This window comes from Patiriisocius sp. 208BN25-11 (assembly GCF_058147145.1).
Window position 1 is genome coordinate 38,771 of sequence record NZ_JBYVJY010000018.1, and the last position, 19,229, is coordinate 57,999.

The window sequence follows — 19,229 nt, forward strand, 5'->3', positions numbered from 1 at the left end:
TCGCTCATGCGGGGTGCTATCCGAAATGGAAAATTATCTTAAAATAGTTAGGTCGTAGCTACTTAAAGTATTCATAGTCAAAATCAAACATACAGTATATTGTAGTACTAATCCTACAGGATAGGGAGAAATTAAAAACTTTTCGATAAAATGAAAAATTGGGTGATGAAGTGCTTTTTTTACACGTATTTAGAAGCCTACAGCGGTATCATCGCCACGTTTGTCTGCTCCTCCTTCTAGTGTGCCATCTGGTAATACAAGAATACCATCAACTTTTCCAATCACAGGAGCATTTACTTGATCTATGGTATATCCTTTTTGTTCTAATTCTTTTAGTGTATTTGTGTTAAAGCTATCGGGTTCAAACTGCACAATGTCTGGGAGCCATTGATGATGAAAACGAGGGGCATTTACAGCATCTTGCATGGACATGTCAAACTCATAAACATTTAAAATGGTTTGCAATACAGAAGTAATTATCGTTGATCCACCTGGTGTGCCTAATGTCATCCATAGCGCGTCCTCTTTTTCAACAAGTGTTGGCGTCATAGAACTTAGCATTCTTTTTTGCGGTGCAATGGCATTGGCTTCACCTCCTATAAGACCAAACATATTAGGTTCTCCTGGTTTTGCGCTAAAGTCGTCCATTTCATTGTTGAAGAAAAATCCAAGCTCTTTGCTATAGAGTTTAGATCCAAATGCGGCATTTAACGTAGTAGTCACAGCTATAGCATTTCCGAAGGAATCAATAATAGAGTAGTGGGTCGTTTCTGTACTTTCATAGCCTGGAATTTGACCATGAGCAATATCCTTAGATTGGGTAGCTTTCTCAAAGGAGAAATCGTTCATTCTATTACTGAGGTAGATATCATCTAATAAAGAGTCTACAGGTATCGACACAAAATCTGGATCGCCTAGATAATGACTTCTGTCTGCATAGGCTCTTCGCTTAGCTTCGGTAAGTACTTGAATGGTTTTGGTGCTATTATGACCATAGTTAGCAATAGGATACTTGCTTACGGTTTTTAGAATTTGAGCCAAGCAAATCCCACCACTAGAAGGTGGCGACATAGAAATAACGCGAAGATCTTTGTACTTAAACACAATTGGTTCACGCCATTGTGCTTCATAAGCTTGCAGGTCTTTTAAGCTAATAATTCCATTTCTTTTTTGCATGAAAGACACTAACTTTTCTGCAAGTTCACCCTGATAAAAAGCACTGCGTCCTTGCTCCGATATTTTTTGAAGTGTATTGGCTAAGGCTTCATTTTTAAAGAGATCTCCTTCTTTAAACGATTGTGTGTAGATGGAAGACTCCCCATTAACTTCCTTAAAAATTGGACCATAAAAATTAAAACGCTCTGCCTGTTGTTTGGTAAGTACGAACCCATTTCTTGCTAAGGTAATCACCGGACTCAATAGTGTCTCTATGGGTAAAGTCCCAAATTTTTTGTGTGCTTCAAAAATACCCGCCACAGTTCCTGGTACTCCAACTGCCAGACCGCCCGTCTTACTTTTTTCTTTGAGATATACATCGTTTTTATCAAGGTACATGTCTTTACTGGCTTTTATAGGGGCTTTTTCTCTATAATCTAAAGCGCCAATTTCACCATACTTGGTTCTGTAGACCATGAAACCACCACCGCCAAGATTTCCTGCATAGGGATAACAAACTGCCAAAGCCATTTCTGTAGCCACCATCGCATCGAAGGCATTCCCTCCTTGTTCCATAATGGCACTCCCAATTTTGGATGCTTCTTCACGGGCAGAAACGACCATTGCATTTTGGGTGATAAGCCCTATTGTAGGTTGTTTTTCTTCGGAAATTTCCTTGGGTTGATCTTTGCATCCTACTGCTAGATACAATAGTAAAATGCTGGGGACTAGGAGCAGTTTTTTCATGATAGAGATTCAATTTTATGGGTAGCAAAGGCTCTTAATTCTTCAAAAAAAGTGGTGAATTCTTCTTCAAATTCTGTATAAAATTCTTCAAGTTCTAAGATAGCAAAATTCATATTATTGCCATGCTTTACGCGCGTATTCATTTGGTCTAATATTTTGCTAATGCCAGAAACCGTAGCATAGCTCAGTAACCAGTTGTCTGACATCATATATGGAAGCATACGTTGGATTCGAGAAGGTAATAGTTCAAAATTACTCCGTAATAATTCGTAAAAATTGGCTACATAAACATCTAAAGGTTGCGAATGGTAGTTGTTCCAGTTTTTAGCAAGAAAGTGATCGTATAAAATATCAACGATCACGCCACTATAATGTCCGTGGTTTTTATGTAAACGTTTGGTACTTTGCTTTACTATGGGATGCTGATCTGTATAGCTATCAATACCTCTATGCAGCAGAATCCCTTTTTGAATGGTCTCAGGATAGTCAAGATATTTCTTTCCTTTAATTCCATCTGCTATAAAATTACCAATGATAATGCCTTCATCTTCGCCAGAAAGGTATATGTGTGCTAGAAAATTCATCTTGTAAATTTACACAAATATGTATGCAACAATTTCTTTTTAAAAAAGTATATTTGCAAGTCTTGTAACACCTCTAAAACCTAGTGTTTTAATAGGGTTTAGAATAGTAAAAACGCGGTTTTCAGAAGGATGTTTTCTGAAATATTTGTGTTTAAAAATTTAATAATTAACACTGTACAATGACATTAATAAAATCAATTTCTGGTATTAGAGGAACCATTGGTGGTTCTCAAGGAGAAAACTTAACCCCTATAGACGCAGTAATGTATGCTTCTGCTTATGGAACATGGGTAAAGCAACAACGCGATAAAGATTCGTATCGTGTCGTTGTGGGGCGTGATGCTCGTATTAGTGGAAATATGATCCAGGAATTGGTAATGAATACCTTAGTTGGTTTAGGAATACATGTTATTAATCTTGATCTTTCTACAACTCCAACAGTAGAAATGGCAGTAGCAATGGAACATGCAGATGGTGGTATAATTTTAACAGCCAGTCATAACCCAAAACAATGGAACGCGTTAAAATTATTAAACAGTAAAGGTGAGTTTTTAAATGCTGCTGCTGGACAAGAAATTTTAGACCTAGCAGAAGGTGGCGATATCGAGTTTGCGGAGGTAGACGATTTAGGAAAAATTACACGAAATGATGCGTATATCGATCTACATATAGATGAAATTTTAGAATTGGATCTTGTCAACACAAGTGCTATTAAAGCTGCCAATTTTAAAGTAGTTGTAGATGGTGTAAACTCTACGGGTGGTATTGCAATTCCTTTACTTTTAGAAGCTTTAGGCGTGCAACCTGTAAAACTTTTTTGTACACCAAATGGAGAGTTTCCACACAATCCAGAGCCCTTAAAAGAGCATTTGGGTGATTTGATGGCAAAAGTAGTTTCTGAACGTGCAGATTTTGGAATTGTAGTAGATCCAGACGTAGATAGATTGGCCTTTGTAGATGAAAAAGGGGAGATGTTTGGAGAAGAATATACATTAGTAGCAGTAGCCGATTATGTCTTAGCAAACAATCCTGGAAATACAGTCTCTAATATGTCTTCTTCAAGAGCATTAAGAGATGTTACTAACAAACATAATGGAACGTATACAGCAAGCGCCGTTGGAGAAGTAAATGTGGTACAAACCATGAAAGATACCAATGCAGTGATCGGTGGTGAGGGAAATGGAGGAATTATATATCCAGAATTACATTACGGACGTGATAGTATGGTTGGGGTAGCTTTGTTTTTAAGTCATTTGGCAGAACAAAAAATGACTGTGAGCGAACTCAGAGCATCGTATCCCTCGTATTTTATGAGTAAGAAAAAAATAGCCTTAACGCCACAGATAGACGTCGATGCTATTTTAGAAGGAATGGCTGCAAAATATGCTGCAGAAGAAATTAACACTATAGATGGGGTAAAAATAGATTTTGCAACCAACTGGGTGCATCTACGTAAATCAAATACAGAACCAATTATTAGAATCTATACAGAGGCTGCAACTCAAACAGAAGCAGATACTCTTGCAGATCGTATTATTGGAGAAATTAAAGAAATAGCGGGGTTATAAGTCCGAAATTTTTTACTATGGAAGTACAAGAACAAACTAAAACAGCTTTAGAACGTTATTTCGAAACCTTTAGAAATAATATTCTTGGAATAGATCAAACATTTCAATCTCCTTTTGGAGAACAAAAATTGATTTATACCGATTGGACTGCTAGCGGACGATTGTACACTCCTATTGAAGAAAAAATGCAACACCTTTTTGGTCCCTTTGTTGCGAATACTCATACAGAAACTACGGTGAGTGGTACTACCATGACAAAAGCGTATCACCATGCAAAACAGATCATAAAACAACATGTAAATGCAAGTGAGGATGATGTTTTGATTTCTTGTGGTACAGGTATGACAGGTGTTGTTAATAAATTTCAACGTATTTTAGGATTAAAAGTCCCAGAGCATCTAAAAGATTACACACAAGTTCCAGAACACCTTAGACCCATTGTTTTTGTGTCTCACATGGAGCATCATAGCAATCAAACATCTTGGTTAGAAACCATTGCAAAAGTGGAAGTGATTCCTTGTGATCAAGAGGGCTTGTTTTGTATGAAAGAGTTTAAAAACCTTTTAGAAAGGTATAAAGAGCATCCGTATAAAATTGCTTCTATTACTAGTTGTTCTAATGTTACTGGAATTAAAACTCCTTATCATGAAGTAGCTTCATTAATGCATCAACACAATGGTTTTTGTTTTGTAGATTTTGCTTGTTCTGCTCCTTATATCGAAATTGATATGCATCCAGAAAAAGAGGATGCGTATTTAGACGCAATTTTCTTTTCACCTCATAAATTTTTAGGAGGTCCAGGAACCAGTGGTACGTTGGTGTTTAATAAAAAATTATACAAAAATGCGGTGCCAGATTGTCCTGGTGGTGGTACCGTGAGTTGGACGACACCTTGGGGAACACACGCCTATATTGATAGTATAGAAGATAGAGAAGATGGTGGTACTCCTGGCTTTTTGCAAGTCATTAGAACTTCTTTAGCTGTGAAGTTAAAAGAAACCATGGGTGTTCAAAATATGTTAGAGCGTGAAAAAGAATTGCTTGCTATTGTATTTAAACGTCTTGAAGGACAACCTAATATTTCAATTTTAGCACCCACTGTAAAAGATCGATTGGGTATTATATCTTTTAATATAGGTTCGTTGCATCACGACTTAGCTGTAAAAATGCTAAACGATCGTTTTGGAATTCAAACAAGAGGTGGTTGTAGCTGTGCAGGTACCTATGGTCATTATTTACTAGAAATTGATCAACAAAAATCGAATGAAATAGTTGATTTAATGGAACAAGGGCAATTGTTATTTAAGCCAGGGTGGATTAGAGCATCCATTCACCCTACTACGAGCACTAAAGAAATTCAATACGTATGTGATAGTATAATCGCTTTGGCAGAGAACTACGAATCTTGGAAGCAAGAGTATACCTTTGTTGATGGAAACTTAATACATAAAAACCAAACCGAAGCTTCTGCAACGGCATTGTCTAAAGATTGGTTTACATTTTAAGCACGTAACTTCCAACGTTTATGCGACCAGAGATATAATTCTGGTGTCTCTATGATTTGTGCTTCTAGTTTGTCAAGAAATATGCGAGTAATCTCAAAATCTTTAAATGCTTTTGGTGTTTCTGTAATCATTTCAAAAGTGGCTTTGTAGTAACCTCGTTTTATCTTTTGAACTTTCAAGTATAAAACAGCAAAGTCAAATTTCTTAGCGAGCTCTTCAGTTCCAGTAAAGACAGGTACATCAATCCCCATAAAGGTATCTCGATGCTTGTAAGCGCCATCTTTCGGACTTTGATCTGATAAAATATAAGTAAGCGTGTTTATTCCTTTTTTATATTTCCTATAAAGCATAGGTACTACTGCCTTATTAGATACAATAACACCTCCAAAACGTTCTCTAATGTTTTTTACGAGCGTATCTACCTGTTTGCTTCGAAGGGGTTTGTAAACAGCATGCGCTTGGTGTTGCATCATTTTATTTAAAATGCCACTCCATTCCCAGTTTCCATAATGTCCTGCCATGAGTAACACACTTTTGTTTTGCTGATATAATGGAGTTAAAATTTCAATGTTTTCTACAAAAAAACGTTTTCTAATTTCTTTTTCTGAAATACTAATACTCTTTATGGTTTCTACTAGTGTATCACATAATTGCCTGTAAAAGGCTTTCATGATTTTTTTAATTTCAGAACCTGACTTCTCAGGAAAGACCAAGTTTAAATTTCCTTCAATCACTTTTCTCCTGTAGCCAATGGCATAAAAGCTAATAAAATACATGATGGAGGAGCCTATGTATAGAAGGGTCATTGGTAAAAATGAAGAAAGCCAAAGAAAACGATAAAAAATGGAGTTGATGAGTTGTTTCATAGGTGATTCAAAACTATAAAAAACCCCGAAGTGACCCTAAAGAAATACTTTTAAAAAAACGTTATTTTTTTGATGCAGTTGGTTGCTATTGTATAACTTTATAGCTAGATATTATACATTCTTCTAGAAACATACTTTATGCAACATCTCGATATCGTTACCATTGTTATTATAGCAGCCAATGTTATTATTTCAATGAAAGGCTTTAACGACTTTCATTTTTTTGAAAAATATAAATTCAATATCGCTGGTATTAAAAGAGGCGAACAATTACGAATGGTTACTTCGGGATTTCTACATGCAGATTTTAACCATTTGTTATTTAATATGCTTACCCTTTATTTTTTCGCACCTGTAGTGGTTGGGTATTTAGGCGCAACATATTTTGTGCTTATTTATATAGGTGCCCTCGTGGTAGGGAGTTTGCTTTCTTTTCAATTCCATAAAGATGAACCTTATTACAGTGCCATTGGTGCTAGTGGGGCAGTTACAGGAGTTTTATATGCAGCTATTTTATTAAATCCCTCTATGAGTTTGTATTTGTTTTTTATTCCAATTCCAATTCCTGCTTGGTTATTTGGGCTGGCATATTTGTTGTATTCTATTTATGGAATGCGAGCAAAAAAAGACAATATTGGGCATGATGCTCACTTTGGTGGTGCCATTGCTGGATATGTTTTAACGTTAGTATTTGCTCCTTATATACTTTCAAATAGTTTATGGATTGTCGTTTTATTAGCGATCCCTATTATTTTATTGTTTGTTCTAAAGAAGCTCGATAAAATCTAAAATTTCAGAAAAAATGAAACACTTAAAAACACTAATACTCATTTTAACCACCACCATCGCTATGGCACAACTTACACCAACACCTTCTGTAGATGTTACAGGAGAAGGCATTATAAACATTGTTCCCGATCAGGTAAGCATTAAAGTACGTGTAGAAAATACAGGTAAAGATCCGCAAAGCGTAAAACAAAAAAACGATGATGTGATCTCTCAGGTTTTTGCAACCATTAAGAAGTTTAGAATTGAAGATAAAGATGTGCAGACAGATTATATTAGACTTTCTAAAAATTATGAGTACAATACAAAGACGTATAATTTTGCTGCAAATCAGGCCATCACGATACGCTTACGTGATTTAAGAATGTATGAAACACTTATGAATAGTCTATTAGCCAGTGGTATTAACAGAATCGATGGGGTTTCTTTTAAGGCATCCAACCGAGCGGAATTAGAAATGGAAGCAAGGCAACGTGCGGTGCAAAATGCCAAAGATAAAGCAACACAATATGCAGCGGTTTTATCTCAAAACATTGGAAAGGCAATTCATATTAGTGAATTTCAGCAAGCAGCTGGACCACAACCTATGTATCGAGCCATGGCCATGGAATCTGATATGTCTTCTGGACAACAAACCATTGCCCCAGGGGAATTAGAATTGAAAGTACGTGTTTCGATAAAATTTGAACTTTTATAAAAGACCATTATACTTAATAGAGGATATTTAAAAAGTATAAATTGCTTTTGTCTGGTTGAGCGCAGTCGAAACCTATGTTCATTATCAGTGAGTTGTAGTTCTCCCCCGAAGCTTCGGGAGCGCTCGAACAGACATCTAAGGTTGCTTTGTAGGCAGCTTCTTTTTTATTTCAATCCAAAACTATACACGTAGCCTACACTTACTTCTGTAAAATCTGCCTGTCCTAGATTAGAGTTTAGATGCGCGCCAACAAATACATTGTGTTTGGGTTGTTGGGTCGTTCCTAGTAGATAGTATTTAAGTCCTAAGCGAGAATTAATAGCTTTTTTAAGCTGGTATTTAGAGTTAAACTCTCCTAGCACCCAACTTTCTGGTATTTCTCTTGGCGTATTTACCCAACCTTCATTGATGCGCCAATCTATTTGATAGGCTTCTTTAAAGAGGTTATACCCTAAACTAACATCAATACCCACATGGTTCAATAAAAATTCTGCATTGGCATACATAGACACGCTAGACGCATTATAGATGGGACGCTCTCTAAAAGATTCAAATTCTCTACCATCCTGAACCAATGATTCATTATTCACTATGTAGTCATAGTAATGTTGATAAAACCGATAATGCGCTCCCAACCCTATCTTAAAGACGTTATTGTACACATACCCATATTCTCCAGCAAAAGTGTATACTGGTTTCGCATCATTAAAAGCTTCTCCAAGGACATTCCAACCATGACCGCCCCTAATTTCCAAATATGAATAGCTACTTTTCTTAAATGTTGGAATAGTTGCTTTGTCTTCTTCGGAAATTTTAAAGGGATTGTTAATGGCTCCTGATAACGAAAGTAAAATAGAATTGTATCCTCTATTATCCAAACGTGTATGTCCGTTAGAATGGTGCGAATACCCAAGACCTAAACGCCAATCAATGCTATTGCTTTTAAAAACATCATAATGTAAAAACAACCGAAACGCCCAAGTGATATCTGTAGAGACAGCTCTGTTATTCGGGTTGGTTTCTGCATCAAACTTTTTGGTAAAGTAGGAGGCACCTAATCCTGTAATAACTTTAAAGCGCTGTGATCCAAAAGCATTAAATTCTATTTGGGGTATGGCTGTTAAGGCAATTCCTAGGCGATCTAAATTTCCAAAGTCTGTAACTCCAACACCAATTCCTGTGCGTATTCCTTTAAAACGTTGTGCCCATTCTTGCGGATTGTTTTGATGTACTCTTCCAAAGGTTACCATCAATTGTTTGTGAAGTGCAGTTTCTGGAAATCCATCATTAGATGGAAAAGTCTCTCCAAAGAGTAGTTCTGGTGCAATATACACAGCACTATCCTTCCAAGAACTAGTATCTTGTCCGTAGCATAAAATTGTTGCAAAAAGAAGAAATACGTAGGTTAGTTTTTTCATTTCAGAATACAAATAAAACAATTACAGTATCATTTTTAAAATTTAAGTACCTTTAAGTTTTATCAATTTATTTTTTGTGTTAGAAACGCTAGATTCTTTTATCGCCAATATGGCATCATTTGCTTGGGGTTTGCCCTTGTTGGTTATTTTAATTGGAGGAGGTCTATTCTTACTTTTTAGAATTAAATTCCTTCCTTTTCGCTATCTAGGACACGCCATTGCAGTATTACGAGGAAAATATGATGATGCCAATGCTACTGGAGAAATAAGTCATTTTCAAGCCCTCACCACAGCACTTTCTGCTACTATTGGCATGGGAAATGTCGCCGGAGTAGCAGTTGCCATAGCCATTGGTGGTCCTGGAGCAGTATTTTGGATGTGGATAAGCGCCGTAATTGGAATGTCCACCAAATTCTTTACAGGAACCTTGGCGGTTTTATATAGAGGGAAAGATGATGCAGGAACACCTCAGGGCGGCCCTATGTATGTCATTGTAGAAGGATTAGGTAAACGTTGGAAGCCTTTAGCTGTATTTTTTAGTTTTGCTGGATTGGTTGGTGCCTTACCTGTTTTTAATGTAAACCAATTAACACAAGCTATCAACGATATTGTTATAAAACCTGCGGGTCTTTTTTCAGGATTAGAAAGCAATTTAATCATTGGGATTGTTTTAGCAATCCTTACAGGAATTGTTGTTTTGGGTGGTTTGTCTCGAATTAGCAAGACGGCCAGCAAGTTGGTGCCTGCAATGGTACTCTTGTATCTAGTATTGGTGTGCATCATTCTTATTTCAAATAGTAGCGAAGTTCCTAAATATCTCAGTCTTATTTTTACAGATGCATTTTCTGCCTCATTCTATAAAGGGGACGCCTTTATGGGAGGTGTTGTTGGCGGTTTGATTTTACTTGGAATCCGCCGAGGTGCATTTTCAAACGAAGCCGGAATTGGAACCGCGCCTATGGCACATGGAGCGGCTAAAACAAATGAACCCGTTCGAGAAGGTTTGGTGGCTATGCTTGGACCAGCAATAGACACTTTATTGATTTGTACGCTTACAGCCTTGTCGATTTTAGTAACTGGTGTGTGGCAAGAAGGAACAGCAACAGGCGTTACCTTAACAGTGCAAGCATTCGAATCTACCATGCAAGCCTATGGAAAATATGCCTTGCTCCTTTGTATTACAGTATTTAGCATCTCTTCATTGTTTTCATACTCTTATTACGGAACAAAATGCATGAGTTTTCTTTTTGGTACTCGGCATAAAAAATATTACAATTACATCTATTTGGTAAGCATTATAATTGGGGCAACTACCTCTTTGAGTATGATGATTAATTTGATAGATACGTTTTTTGCACTCATGGCAATACCCACAATGATTAGCACCATAGCGTTGGCGCCTAAAGTAATCGCGGCTTCGAAGATCTATTTTGCAAAAATACAGACTTAGTTTTTCTGAAATTCCCTAGCGATAAAGTCGTTGAGGATGGTCGTAAATTTTTTGGCACCTCTTGAGTTAAGGTGGTTGTGGTTTTTAAAATCTGAGGTGATGAAATGTACCGTATCTTCTTCTTTTTCAAGAATTCTAACGTTTGGGTAGTTGCTTTTAATAACTCCCAATATACTATCGCGACGTTTTAAAATAGCAGGATTACGCTTTTTTAAATAGTTTTTATTTAAAGGTAGTGTGCATATCACAACATTAAGATTTTTGGATGCCGCATCGGTTAGCATATCAAAGAAGAAAGCGGTGTTGTGTGAGAATATTTTTGGGTTTTCTGTGGTGCGTATGGTAATAGGCAATTTTGCTATTGCTTTTTTATTGTATTGAACCCTTTTAAAAGAACCTGAGAAATTTGTGGTGTCCACCCCATATTTATTCAAACCACTATAATCTTTATGGTTGATATAATACTTTTTTAAGTTGCTTGAATATATATCTGGGTTTGATAGATAAATTAATTTGTCTTTAAAATAGGTGTTTCTATCAAAAGCATTTACATCGTAGTACTTATAATAAATATTGTTTTTCCAATATTCTTTACTATTATGGCCTAGTTCAAGATGCGCGTAGGAGAGCTCAAATACAACCGTGTTTAGTTGCGGCATTCTTTCAAAGGTTTGGGTAAAGATGGCATTGTCAAGTCCGTGATGCTGTCCTTTTGAAGCAAAACATATGGCAGGTGTGTCAAAATACGTTGGATTTATAGCACCATCCATTTGTGAGGAGCCAAATACAGCTGTTGTAATAACTTCTTTTTCGGTTGCGAAGTACGAACTGTTTTTCTTGTAATTCGCAGGCATTTGTAATACCAGCACCTCTAAGACAGCAATGACCAATACTACAGGGATAAAAAAGGCAAGTGCTCCCCAAAGAAATCGTAGCTGCGCTTTTTTAAAACTGAAAATAGATAAATTGTTCTTTTGGTCCTGCATATCTAATAATGATAATTACGAGTATATAATATATCGCCCAACGAAGGGGCTTGTTAAAATGCTTTTGTAATTGTAATAGAGGAAACGTTTTTTTTCGTGTTAAAATTTCAGCAACCATCAATATAGGAATTACTAGTATTTTTAAACCAATAACGAGCGAGAATGTTTCCGAGGGTATAAAACTCACAATTCTTTTTAGTATGGTAATTGCTGTTGCAACATCTGGTGATCTAAAGAAAATTCCTGCACCAATAATAATGCTACTTGTGTAGAGGAAATTTACAATAAATGGAGCATTGTTTAGTGCAATGGCTAATGAATATGTTTTATTGCCATTTACAATCCTAATTCTTTCAATAGCAATAAAAACGGCTTGAATGAGTCCAAAAATTACAAAGGTCCAATTGGCACCATGCCATAATCCGATTAACATCATGGTAATGAACAGAGCTGCTGTTTTCATTGTATAGCTTCTACTAGTACTCTTTACAATAGGGCCATATACATAATCTGTAAACCATTTGGTGAGGGTAATGTGCCAACGTTGCCAGTAGTTAGCAACAGTTTTGGCTAGGTAGGGGATGTCAAAATTTTTGCTAAGTTTAAAACCAAATAACTTTGCGGTACCAATAGCCACGTCACTGTAGCCAGAAAAATCACAATATATTTGGAAAAAGAATAGGGTTGAAGCATATAATAAAGAAAGGCTTCCAAAGTCTTCTGGGCTAGCATAGATAGCATTTACTGCCACAGCTACATTATCTGCCACCACCATTTTTTTAAAGAGCCCCCAGGCTATTTGTCGTAAACCGTCTTTAGCTTGTACTAGATCAAAATTGCGCTCATTTTTAAATTGAGGTAATAGGGCTCTAGCACGTTCTATAGGTCCTGCCACTAGTTGAGGGAAGAAACTAACAAAACATAAAAACTCAAGTAAGTTTTTGGAGGCTTTTATATTTCCGCGGTACACATCTATGGTATAACTCATGGTCTGGAATGTATAGAAGCTCAATCCAACGGGTATAAGAACATCCCAGAGCATAAAGGGTTGCGAGGTATTTTCAATACCAAAAAGAGCTGTAAAGTTATCGATAAAGAAGTTGTAGTATTTAAATGTAAAAAGTACTCCAAGATTCCAAATAATACTGAGCCACAGTACTCCTCTTTTTTTTGCCTTGTTTTGTAATGTGCTTATCCATCTACTGGCAAAGAAATCGACCAAAGAACTGGCTATAATCAATGATAGAAATCGCCAATCCCATAAGCCATAAAAGATATAACTCGCCAGCAACAACAGTATGTTTTGAGGTGTACGCTGCTTGCTTCCTAATATCCAATATATTAGATAGACTACAACAAGAAATATACCAAAATCGAATGAGTTAAATAGCACAAGATTAGTTTAAAAATCCAAATATAAAAAAAGGCTACCAATGTGGTAGCCTTTATTCTTAAAGTTGATTTATTTTAGTTGCTTGTCAATGTGAAATTATCAAAACCAGCAAAATCGGGTCCGTTTTGCGTTATTAGTAATTTAAACCCAACAGTACTTACTCCAGCAGGAATAGTTATTTCTTCAAGACCTTGAGCAGTGGTTCCTCCACCATTCATCCCCACAATAAGAGAAACTGTAGGCTGGTCAACACCATCTAAAACTACAATGTATTCGACATTATCACCACTATCATATCCAACTACATCATACTCAAATGTAATGCTACTCGAAGTTGTAGGATTTACCGTTACAGAATCAAAAGTGAGCGTTGCTGCTTGCCCCGATGTAGTTCCACCATTGGTATTTTGTAAATCAGTAACATATAAAAAGGTATCATTAATAATAGTTGGTCTGGTAATATTAGTTGATCCAGAAGCTCCACCAATTAAAATAGGACTAAAAACATCACCTCCAAGATTATAATAAGTGATACTAGGGGTCATTGGCCATGTTGGCATCGGACTTTCAAAATCATGCGCGAATACTAAAGGACCACAGTTTTGGTCACTCACAAAAGATCCTGTAAGCGTGCCATAGTTAGTTGTTACCCAACTCCATGTTCCTGATACTTCAGAACAATCAGGAACGACACCGCCAACATTGCTAAAGGTGTGTGAACCAGTCCAATTTACACCAGTTCCAGCAACAGTTGTAAATCCACCACTAATTTGTGCTGTAGATGTTCCATTTCCATTATTGACAACCATATTTTGTTCACCGGTTCCAGAAAAAGTAACACCAGAAATAATTGCTTGTGTTTGCATTTCAGAAGTGGGAGCACCTGGGTTAGTTATGTTGATATTAAATGTTTGCTCATTCGTATTGTTCACATTTGGGTGATCATTGCATACCTCGCATACAAATGTTCCTAATACAGGTAATACAGGATCTCTTGTAGTATGTTTTGCAATAAGAATATCACTTGGGGTATTGTTGTATACTACATTAGAAATGATTGGGTTCGCTCCATCATTTTCTACAGAAAATAAGAAAGAAAGCTCTGGTGATTCAAAAGATAGATCAACAATAGTTTCACCTATTTCAAACGTTTTAGTTGCTTCCGCGGTAGCAGTAGTTCCGTCTTCAAAAGATAATGTTGCTGTTGCATTTTTACCATAGATGGCTGCAAAAGTAGTTGCGTCTGTCATGGTGATTTCTACAGTAGCTCTTTTTTCAGAGTCTAAGGTTGTAAACACACCTTTGTACTTGCCAATATTGGCAGCGATAGATGCAGTGTCAAAAGTTAAGTTCTCTGAACTTGTGTTTGTGATTTCTGTTTCTTTTTGGCAAGAGGCCAAAAGCAAGACAGAAAGGCATAATAGGGCTAATTTTTTCATGATTTTTTTTAAGTTTAATATTTTGCAAAAATAATTCTTTATACTTATTACGAACGTTAAATAGACATTAAATTTGTGTCAATAAATAACTATATTTATTAAGTGTTTATTTAGTTTAAATAAACTAATTTATGGGTAAGTATATTTAGTATATGTAATAAAAATATGTATTTAATCGCAAAAAAACAGTCATTTCATCGTTTTTTTAAACAATTATATAGGGTTTTCGATAAACTAACTAAAATAACCCTTGAGAAACTATACGTTTTGATATTAGATTTTTGGTAGGATAATTTTTAAAAGAAAAGCCTTCGAAAATTAAAATTTCCGAAGGCCCAAAAATAGTACTATTATTGAAATGAGAATGCTTACTTAAAATAACTAAAGGTTTCCCCATCTTTAATAGTAAGTAAGGATTCGTAAATTAGTTTAATTACGTTTTCTACATCCTCTCGATGTACCATTTCTACGGTAGTATGCATATAACGTAATGGTAGGGATATTAAAGCAGAGGCAACACCGCTTCCACTATAAGCAAAAGCATCGGTGTCTGTTCCAGTAGCACGTGACAACGCTGCTCTTTGAAAAGGTATTTTCTTGGCTTCAGCAGTTTCAGTAATTAAATCGCGCAATTTTTGTTGTACCGCTGGCGCATAAGCAACTACGGGGCCTTTTCCGATTACAGCCTCTCCTTGCACTTTCATTTCAATCATTGGTGTAGAGGTATCGTGTGTTACATCTGTTACAATGGCAACATCTGGTTGTATGCGTTCTGCAATCATTTGAGCTCCTCGTAAGCCAATTTCTTCTTGTACACTATTGGTAATGTATAATCCAAAAGGAAGTTTCTTTTTGTTTTCTTTTAGAAGACGAGCTACTTCTGCAATCATAAATCCTCCCATACGGTTGTCAAGGGCGCGACATACAAATTTGTCGTCATTTAAGATATGAAATTCATCTGGATAGGTAATTACACATCCAATGTGAACCCCCATTTTTTCTACTTCTTTCTTATCTTTTGCACCAATATCAATAAATATGTTATCTGGTTTTGGAGGTAATTCTTTGGCTCTATTTCTTGTGTGGATTGCTGGCCAGCCAAACACACCTTTTACAATTCCTTTTTTGGTATGAATGTTCACTACTTTAGAAGGTGCTATTTGGTGGTCACTTCCTCCATTGCGTACTACATATATCAATCCGGCGTCACTTATGTAATTTACATACCAAGAAATTTCATCTGCATGTCCTTCGATGACTACTTTGTACTTTGCTTTTGGATTAATAACAGCAACAGCAGTTCCATAGGTGTCTGTTATAAATTCATCTGCGTAAGGTTTTAGATAGTCCATCCATATTTTCTGCCCATCCCATTCATAGCCAGTAGGTGCAGCATTGTTTAAGTATTTCTCTAAAAATGTGAGTGATTTCTTATTTAATATTGATTTTGCCATAAAGCCTTTTTTTAAAGTTGAATCTCAAAATTAGAGAATTAATAGTGAAGTCAAACCCAACAAAGTATTATTTTTGGAATGGTTTTAGTAATCTATGTGTAAAATTGAAATCACCATTCATGAAATTGACATCCTACATATATATATGTATCTTTTTTGTAACCGGAATTCTGCAAGCTCAAGTTTCCAAAGAATACAAAACAGAATCAAAAGATAGTATTAAAACATACTATTACATAATAGAAGGCGACACCATTCCAAGAGAGTACATAGATTTAGAGGAAGTGGTATTGCTAAACAAACTCTCCTTTAATAATAAGAAGGATAGACGTCGATATTTAATATTAAGACGTAAAACCAGAAAAGTGTACCCCTACGCTAAGCTTGCTGCCGAAAGACTTATTACCATGACCGAGCGTCTTAAGACAATAGAAAAGAAAAGCCTACGTAAAAAATATACCAAACGTATTCAAAAGTATATAGAAGAAGAGTTTTCTGAAAAACTTAAAAAACTAACGCGTACCGAGGGACAAATACTTGTAAAATTAATACACAGGCAAACTGGAAGAACTGCATTCGATTTAGTAAAAGAGTTGCGTACTGGTTGGCGTGCCTTTTGGTATAACACAACAGCCAATCTATTTGATATTTCTATAAAAGAAGAGTACCGTCCTTTTGAAGTAGAGGAGGACTACTTAATAGAAGACATTTTAGAGCGTTCTTTTCAAGCTGAAATTTTAGAACGTCAGGCTCCATCCTTTAAAATAGACTACCTAGAATTATCTTCACATTGGGACTCGAAAACTGCTAAAAAATAATAACTCAAAAAATACTTGCGTAGTTGTCTCAAAAGCAGTAGTTTAGTAATTCGATTTTTATTTCCGAGAGATTTTTTTTCTTCTGAAATTTTACAAATTGACATAATTTGAAGTTTTTAAACCTTCAGTCTACCACTACAATAGGGTATAACTCACATTGTTTTGGTCTTTTTTTTGAATCCCTATCAAAAAAAATATTTTGCAATCTCAACATTTACAAGGCGTTGAGAATTATTTGAAAAAATATTTATTTTTTTATCATTTTTTGTTTGGTAGTTATATTTAAACAGATGTATATTTGCAGCCGCTAAGAAAACGTAGTATACCTACAAAAACGAAAGCGAAAAGTTCTTTAAAAAATTATTTATTTTTTCTTTAAAAAGGTTGTGTAGTTTTAAAAGTAGTTTTAAATTTGCAGCCGCTAAGAAAAGTAACAGAAATGATGATTTGGTAAATATAAAAATAACGGTTCGATTCCGTTGCATCAACAAAAAGTTTCGACAATTAATTTTGAAGAAATTAGAATGCTAGAGTTTACTTTAGTACGTTCATTGAGATATTGAAATTGACAGCGTAATAAGATTAATTGGAAACGATTAATTCTTTTACAAAGAAACTAAACTAAGTTAAAAAATACCTGAGAATTTTTTTGAGAGGGCTTTTGGTTGTATGACATTTTATTTAAGATTATACGATGAAGAGTTTGATCCTGGCTCAGGATGAACGCTAGCGGCAGGCTTAACACATGCAAGTCGAGGGGTAACGTGAGTGCTTGCACTTGACGACGACCGGCGCACGGGTGCGTAACGCGTATGGAATCTACCTTATACTAGGGGATAGCCTTTGGAAACGAAGATTAATACCCTATAGTAAGTATTTGTGGCATCACTTATACTTTAAAGGTTACGGTATAAGATGACCATGCGTCCTATTAGTTTGTTGGTGAGGTAACGGCTTACCAAGACTACGATAGGTAGGGGCCCTGAGAGGGGGATCCCCCACACTGGTACTGAGACACGGACCAGACTCCTACGGGAGGCAGCAGTGAGGAATATTGGACAATGGAGGCAACTCTGATCCAGCCATGCCGCGTGCAGGAAGACGGCCCTATGGGTTGTAAACTGCTTTTATATAGGAAGAAACAATCTCACGTGTGAGATCTTGACGGTACTATAAGAATAAGGACCGGCTAACTCCGTGCCAGCAGCCGCGGTAATACGGAGGGTCCGAGCGTTATCCGGAATCATTGGGTTTAAAGGGTCCGTAGGCGGGCTATTAAGTCAGAGGTGAAAGTTTGCAGCTCAACTGTAAAATTGCCTTTGATACTGGTAGTCTTGAATTAGTATGAAGTGGTTAGAATAAGTAGTGTAGCGGTGAAATGCATAGATATTACTTAGAATACCAATTGCGAAGGCAGATCACTAATACTATATTGACGCTGAGGGACGAAAGCGTGGGGAGCGAACAGGATTAGATACCCTGGTAGTCCACGCCGTAAACGATGGATACTAGCTGTTCGGCATTTGCTGAGTGGCTAAGCGAAAGTGATAAGTATCCCACCTGGGGAGTACGTTCGCAAGAATGAAACTCAAAGGAATTGACGGGGGCCCGCACAAGCGGTGGAGCATGTGGTTTAATTCGATGATACGCGAGGAACCTTACCAGGGCTTAAATGTAGTCTGACAGATTTGGAAACAGATTTTTCTTCGGACAGATTACAAGGTGCTGCATGGTTGTCGTCAGCTCGTGCCGTGAGGTGTCAGGTTAAGTCCTATAACGAGCGCAACCCCTGTTGTTAGTTGCCAGCGAGTCATGTCGGGAACTCTAACAAGACTGCCAGTGCAAACTGTGAGGAAGGTGGGGATGACGTCAAATCATCACGGCCCTTACGTCCTGGGCCACACACGTGCTACAATGGTAGGTACAGAGAGCAGCCACGTCGCGAGGCGGAGCGAATCTATAAAACCTATCTCAGTTCGGATCGGAGTCTGCAACTCGACTCCGTGAAGCTGGAATCGCTAGTAATCGGATATCAGCCATGATCCGGTGAATACGTTCCCGGGCCTTGTACACACCGCCCGTCAAGCCATGGAAGCTGGGGGTACCTGAAGTCGGTCACCGCAAGGAGCTGCCTAGGGTAAAACTGGTAACTGGGGCTAAGTCGTAACAAGGTAGCCGTACCGGAAGGTGCGGCTGGAACACCTCCTTTCTAGAGCTAGATTATATTAATTTATAGTCCTAGTAAGTACGACGAGAGTACCTTTTATATTGAGGGTATTTTTAGCTTGGTTTAGCTGTCAATTTTATATAAAGTCTAAAGAGATAAGTATCAGTATATCAAAACTGATTACTGAATACTGAAA

General features: G+C 36.8%; 14 protein-coding genes and 1 rRNA gene. 7 read left to right on the forward strand and 8 right to left on the reverse strand.

Annotated features, from left to right (window positions below; genetic code table 11):
- Nucleotides 1–189: 189 nt before the first annotated feature.
- Entirely contained in the window at nt 190–1,902 is a 1,713-nt protein-coding gene (ggt, locus tag ACY2RS_RS14990; protein WP_490099481.1) for a gamma-glutamyltransferase, read from the reverse strand.
- A complete protein-coding gene (locus ACY2RS_RS14995; protein ID WP_490099482.1) occupies nt 1,899–2,486 on the reverse strand; it encodes an acyl carrier protein phosphodiesterase in 588 nt (195 codons plus the stop codon). Before ACY2RS_RS14995 ends, ggt begins: the two co-directional genes overlap by 4 nt.
- 179 nt (nt 2,487–2,665) lie before the next feature.
- Between ACY2RS_RS14995 and glmM the strand changes: the two genes are divergently transcribed.
- Entirely contained in the window at nt 2,666–4,054 is a 1,389-nt protein-coding gene (gene glmM / locus ACY2RS_RS15000; RefSeq protein ID WP_490099483.1) for a phosphoglucosamine mutase, read from the forward strand.
- Between the two features lie 17 nt (nt 4,055–4,071).
- Nucleotides 4,072–5,559 (forward strand): aminotransferase class V-fold PLP-dependent enzyme, encoded by a 1,488-nt coding sequence (locus ACY2RS_RS15005; RefSeq protein WP_490099484.1) that lies wholly within the window; start codon nt 4,072–4,074, stop codon nt 5,557–5,559.
- Here ACY2RS_RS15005 and ACY2RS_RS15010 read toward each other — a convergent pair.
- A complete protein-coding gene (locus ACY2RS_RS15010) occupies nt 5,556–6,425 on the reverse strand; it encodes a lysophospholipid acyltransferase family protein (RefSeq protein WP_490099485.1) in 870 nt (289 codons plus the stop codon). The two genes, ACY2RS_RS15005 and ACY2RS_RS15010, sit on opposite strands and share 4 nt — an antisense overlap.
- A 138-nt stretch (nt 6,426–6,563) precedes the next feature.
- On the opposite strand from ACY2RS_RS15010, the gene ACY2RS_RS15015 reads away from it, so the two are divergent.
- Nucleotides 6,564–7,214, forward strand: a complete 651-nt coding sequence (locus ACY2RS_RS15015) for a rhomboid family intramembrane serine protease (protein WP_490099486.1) — start codon at nt 6,564–6,566, stop codon at nt 7,212–7,214.
- 13 nt (nt 7,215–7,227) lie between these two features.
- Nucleotides 7,228–7,908, forward strand: coding sequence for an SIMPL domain-containing protein (locus ACY2RS_RS15020; protein ID WP_490099487.1), 681 nt, complete (start codon nt 7,228–7,230; stop codon nt 7,906–7,908).
- Nucleotides 7,909–8,072: 164 nt separating this feature from the next.
- On the opposite strand, the gene ACY2RS_RS15025 is transcribed toward ACY2RS_RS15020, so the two are convergent.
- Entirely contained in the window at nt 8,073–9,326 is a 1,254-nt protein-coding gene (locus ACY2RS_RS15025; RefSeq protein WP_490099488.1) for an acyloxyacyl hydrolase, read from the reverse strand.
- A gap of 76 nt (nt 9,327–9,402) precedes the next feature.
- Here ACY2RS_RS15025 and ACY2RS_RS15030 point away from each other — a divergent pair, with 76 nt between their 5' ends.
- The gene (locus ACY2RS_RS15030; RefSeq protein ID WP_490099489.1) at nt 9,403–10,776 is read left to right on the forward strand and encodes an alanine/glycine:cation symporter family protein; all 1,374 of its coding nucleotides are present in this window, start codon (nt 9,403–9,405) and stop codon (nt 10,774–10,776) included.
- On the opposite strand, the gene ACY2RS_RS15035 is transcribed toward ACY2RS_RS15030, so the two are convergent.
- The 4 genes from ACY2RS_RS15035 to ACY2RS_RS15050 all read right to left on the reverse strand — a co-directional run bounded on the left by ACY2RS_RS15035 (nt 10,773) and on the right by ACY2RS_RS15050 (nt 16,048).
- The gene (locus ACY2RS_RS15035; RefSeq protein ID WP_490099490.1) at nt 10,773–11,762 is read right to left on the reverse strand and encodes a hypothetical protein; all 990 of its coding nucleotides are present in this window, start codon (nt 11,760–11,762) and stop codon (nt 10,773–10,775) included. The genes ACY2RS_RS15030 and ACY2RS_RS15035 overlap by 4 nt on opposite strands.
- The gene (locus tag ACY2RS_RS15040; RefSeq protein WP_490099491.1) at nt 11,722–13,155 is read right to left on the reverse strand and encodes an MBOAT family O-acyltransferase; all 1,434 of its coding nucleotides are present in this window, start codon (nt 13,153–13,155) and stop codon (nt 11,722–11,724) included. Before ACY2RS_RS15040 ends, ACY2RS_RS15035 begins: the two co-directional genes overlap by 41 nt.
- A 74-nt stretch (nt 13,156–13,229) precedes the next feature.
- Entirely contained in the window at nt 13,230–14,594 is a 1,365-nt protein-coding gene (locus ACY2RS_RS15045; protein ID WP_490099492.1) for a hypothetical protein, read from the reverse strand.
- 368 nt (nt 14,595–14,962) lie between these two features.
- On the reverse strand, nt 14,963–16,048 hold the full coding sequence (locus tag ACY2RS_RS15050; protein ID WP_490099493.1) for a M42 family metallopeptidase: 1,086 nt from the start codon (nt 16,046–16,048) through the stop codon (nt 14,963–14,965).
- Between the two features lie 119 nt (nt 16,049–16,167).
- Here ACY2RS_RS15050 and ACY2RS_RS15055 point away from each other — a divergent pair, with 119 nt between their 5' ends.
- Together ACY2RS_RS15055 and ACY2RS_RS15060 are read left to right on the forward strand one after the other, a co-directional pair.
- Entirely contained in the window at nt 16,168–16,866 is a 699-nt protein-coding gene (locus tag ACY2RS_RS15055; RefSeq protein WP_490099494.1) for a DUF4294 domain-containing protein, read from the forward strand.
- Between the two features lie 691 nt (nt 16,867–17,557).
- A 16S ribosomal RNA gene (locus ACY2RS_RS15060) occupies nt 17,558–19,075 on the forward strand.
- The last annotated feature ends 154 nt before the right edge of the window (nt 19,076–19,229 follow it).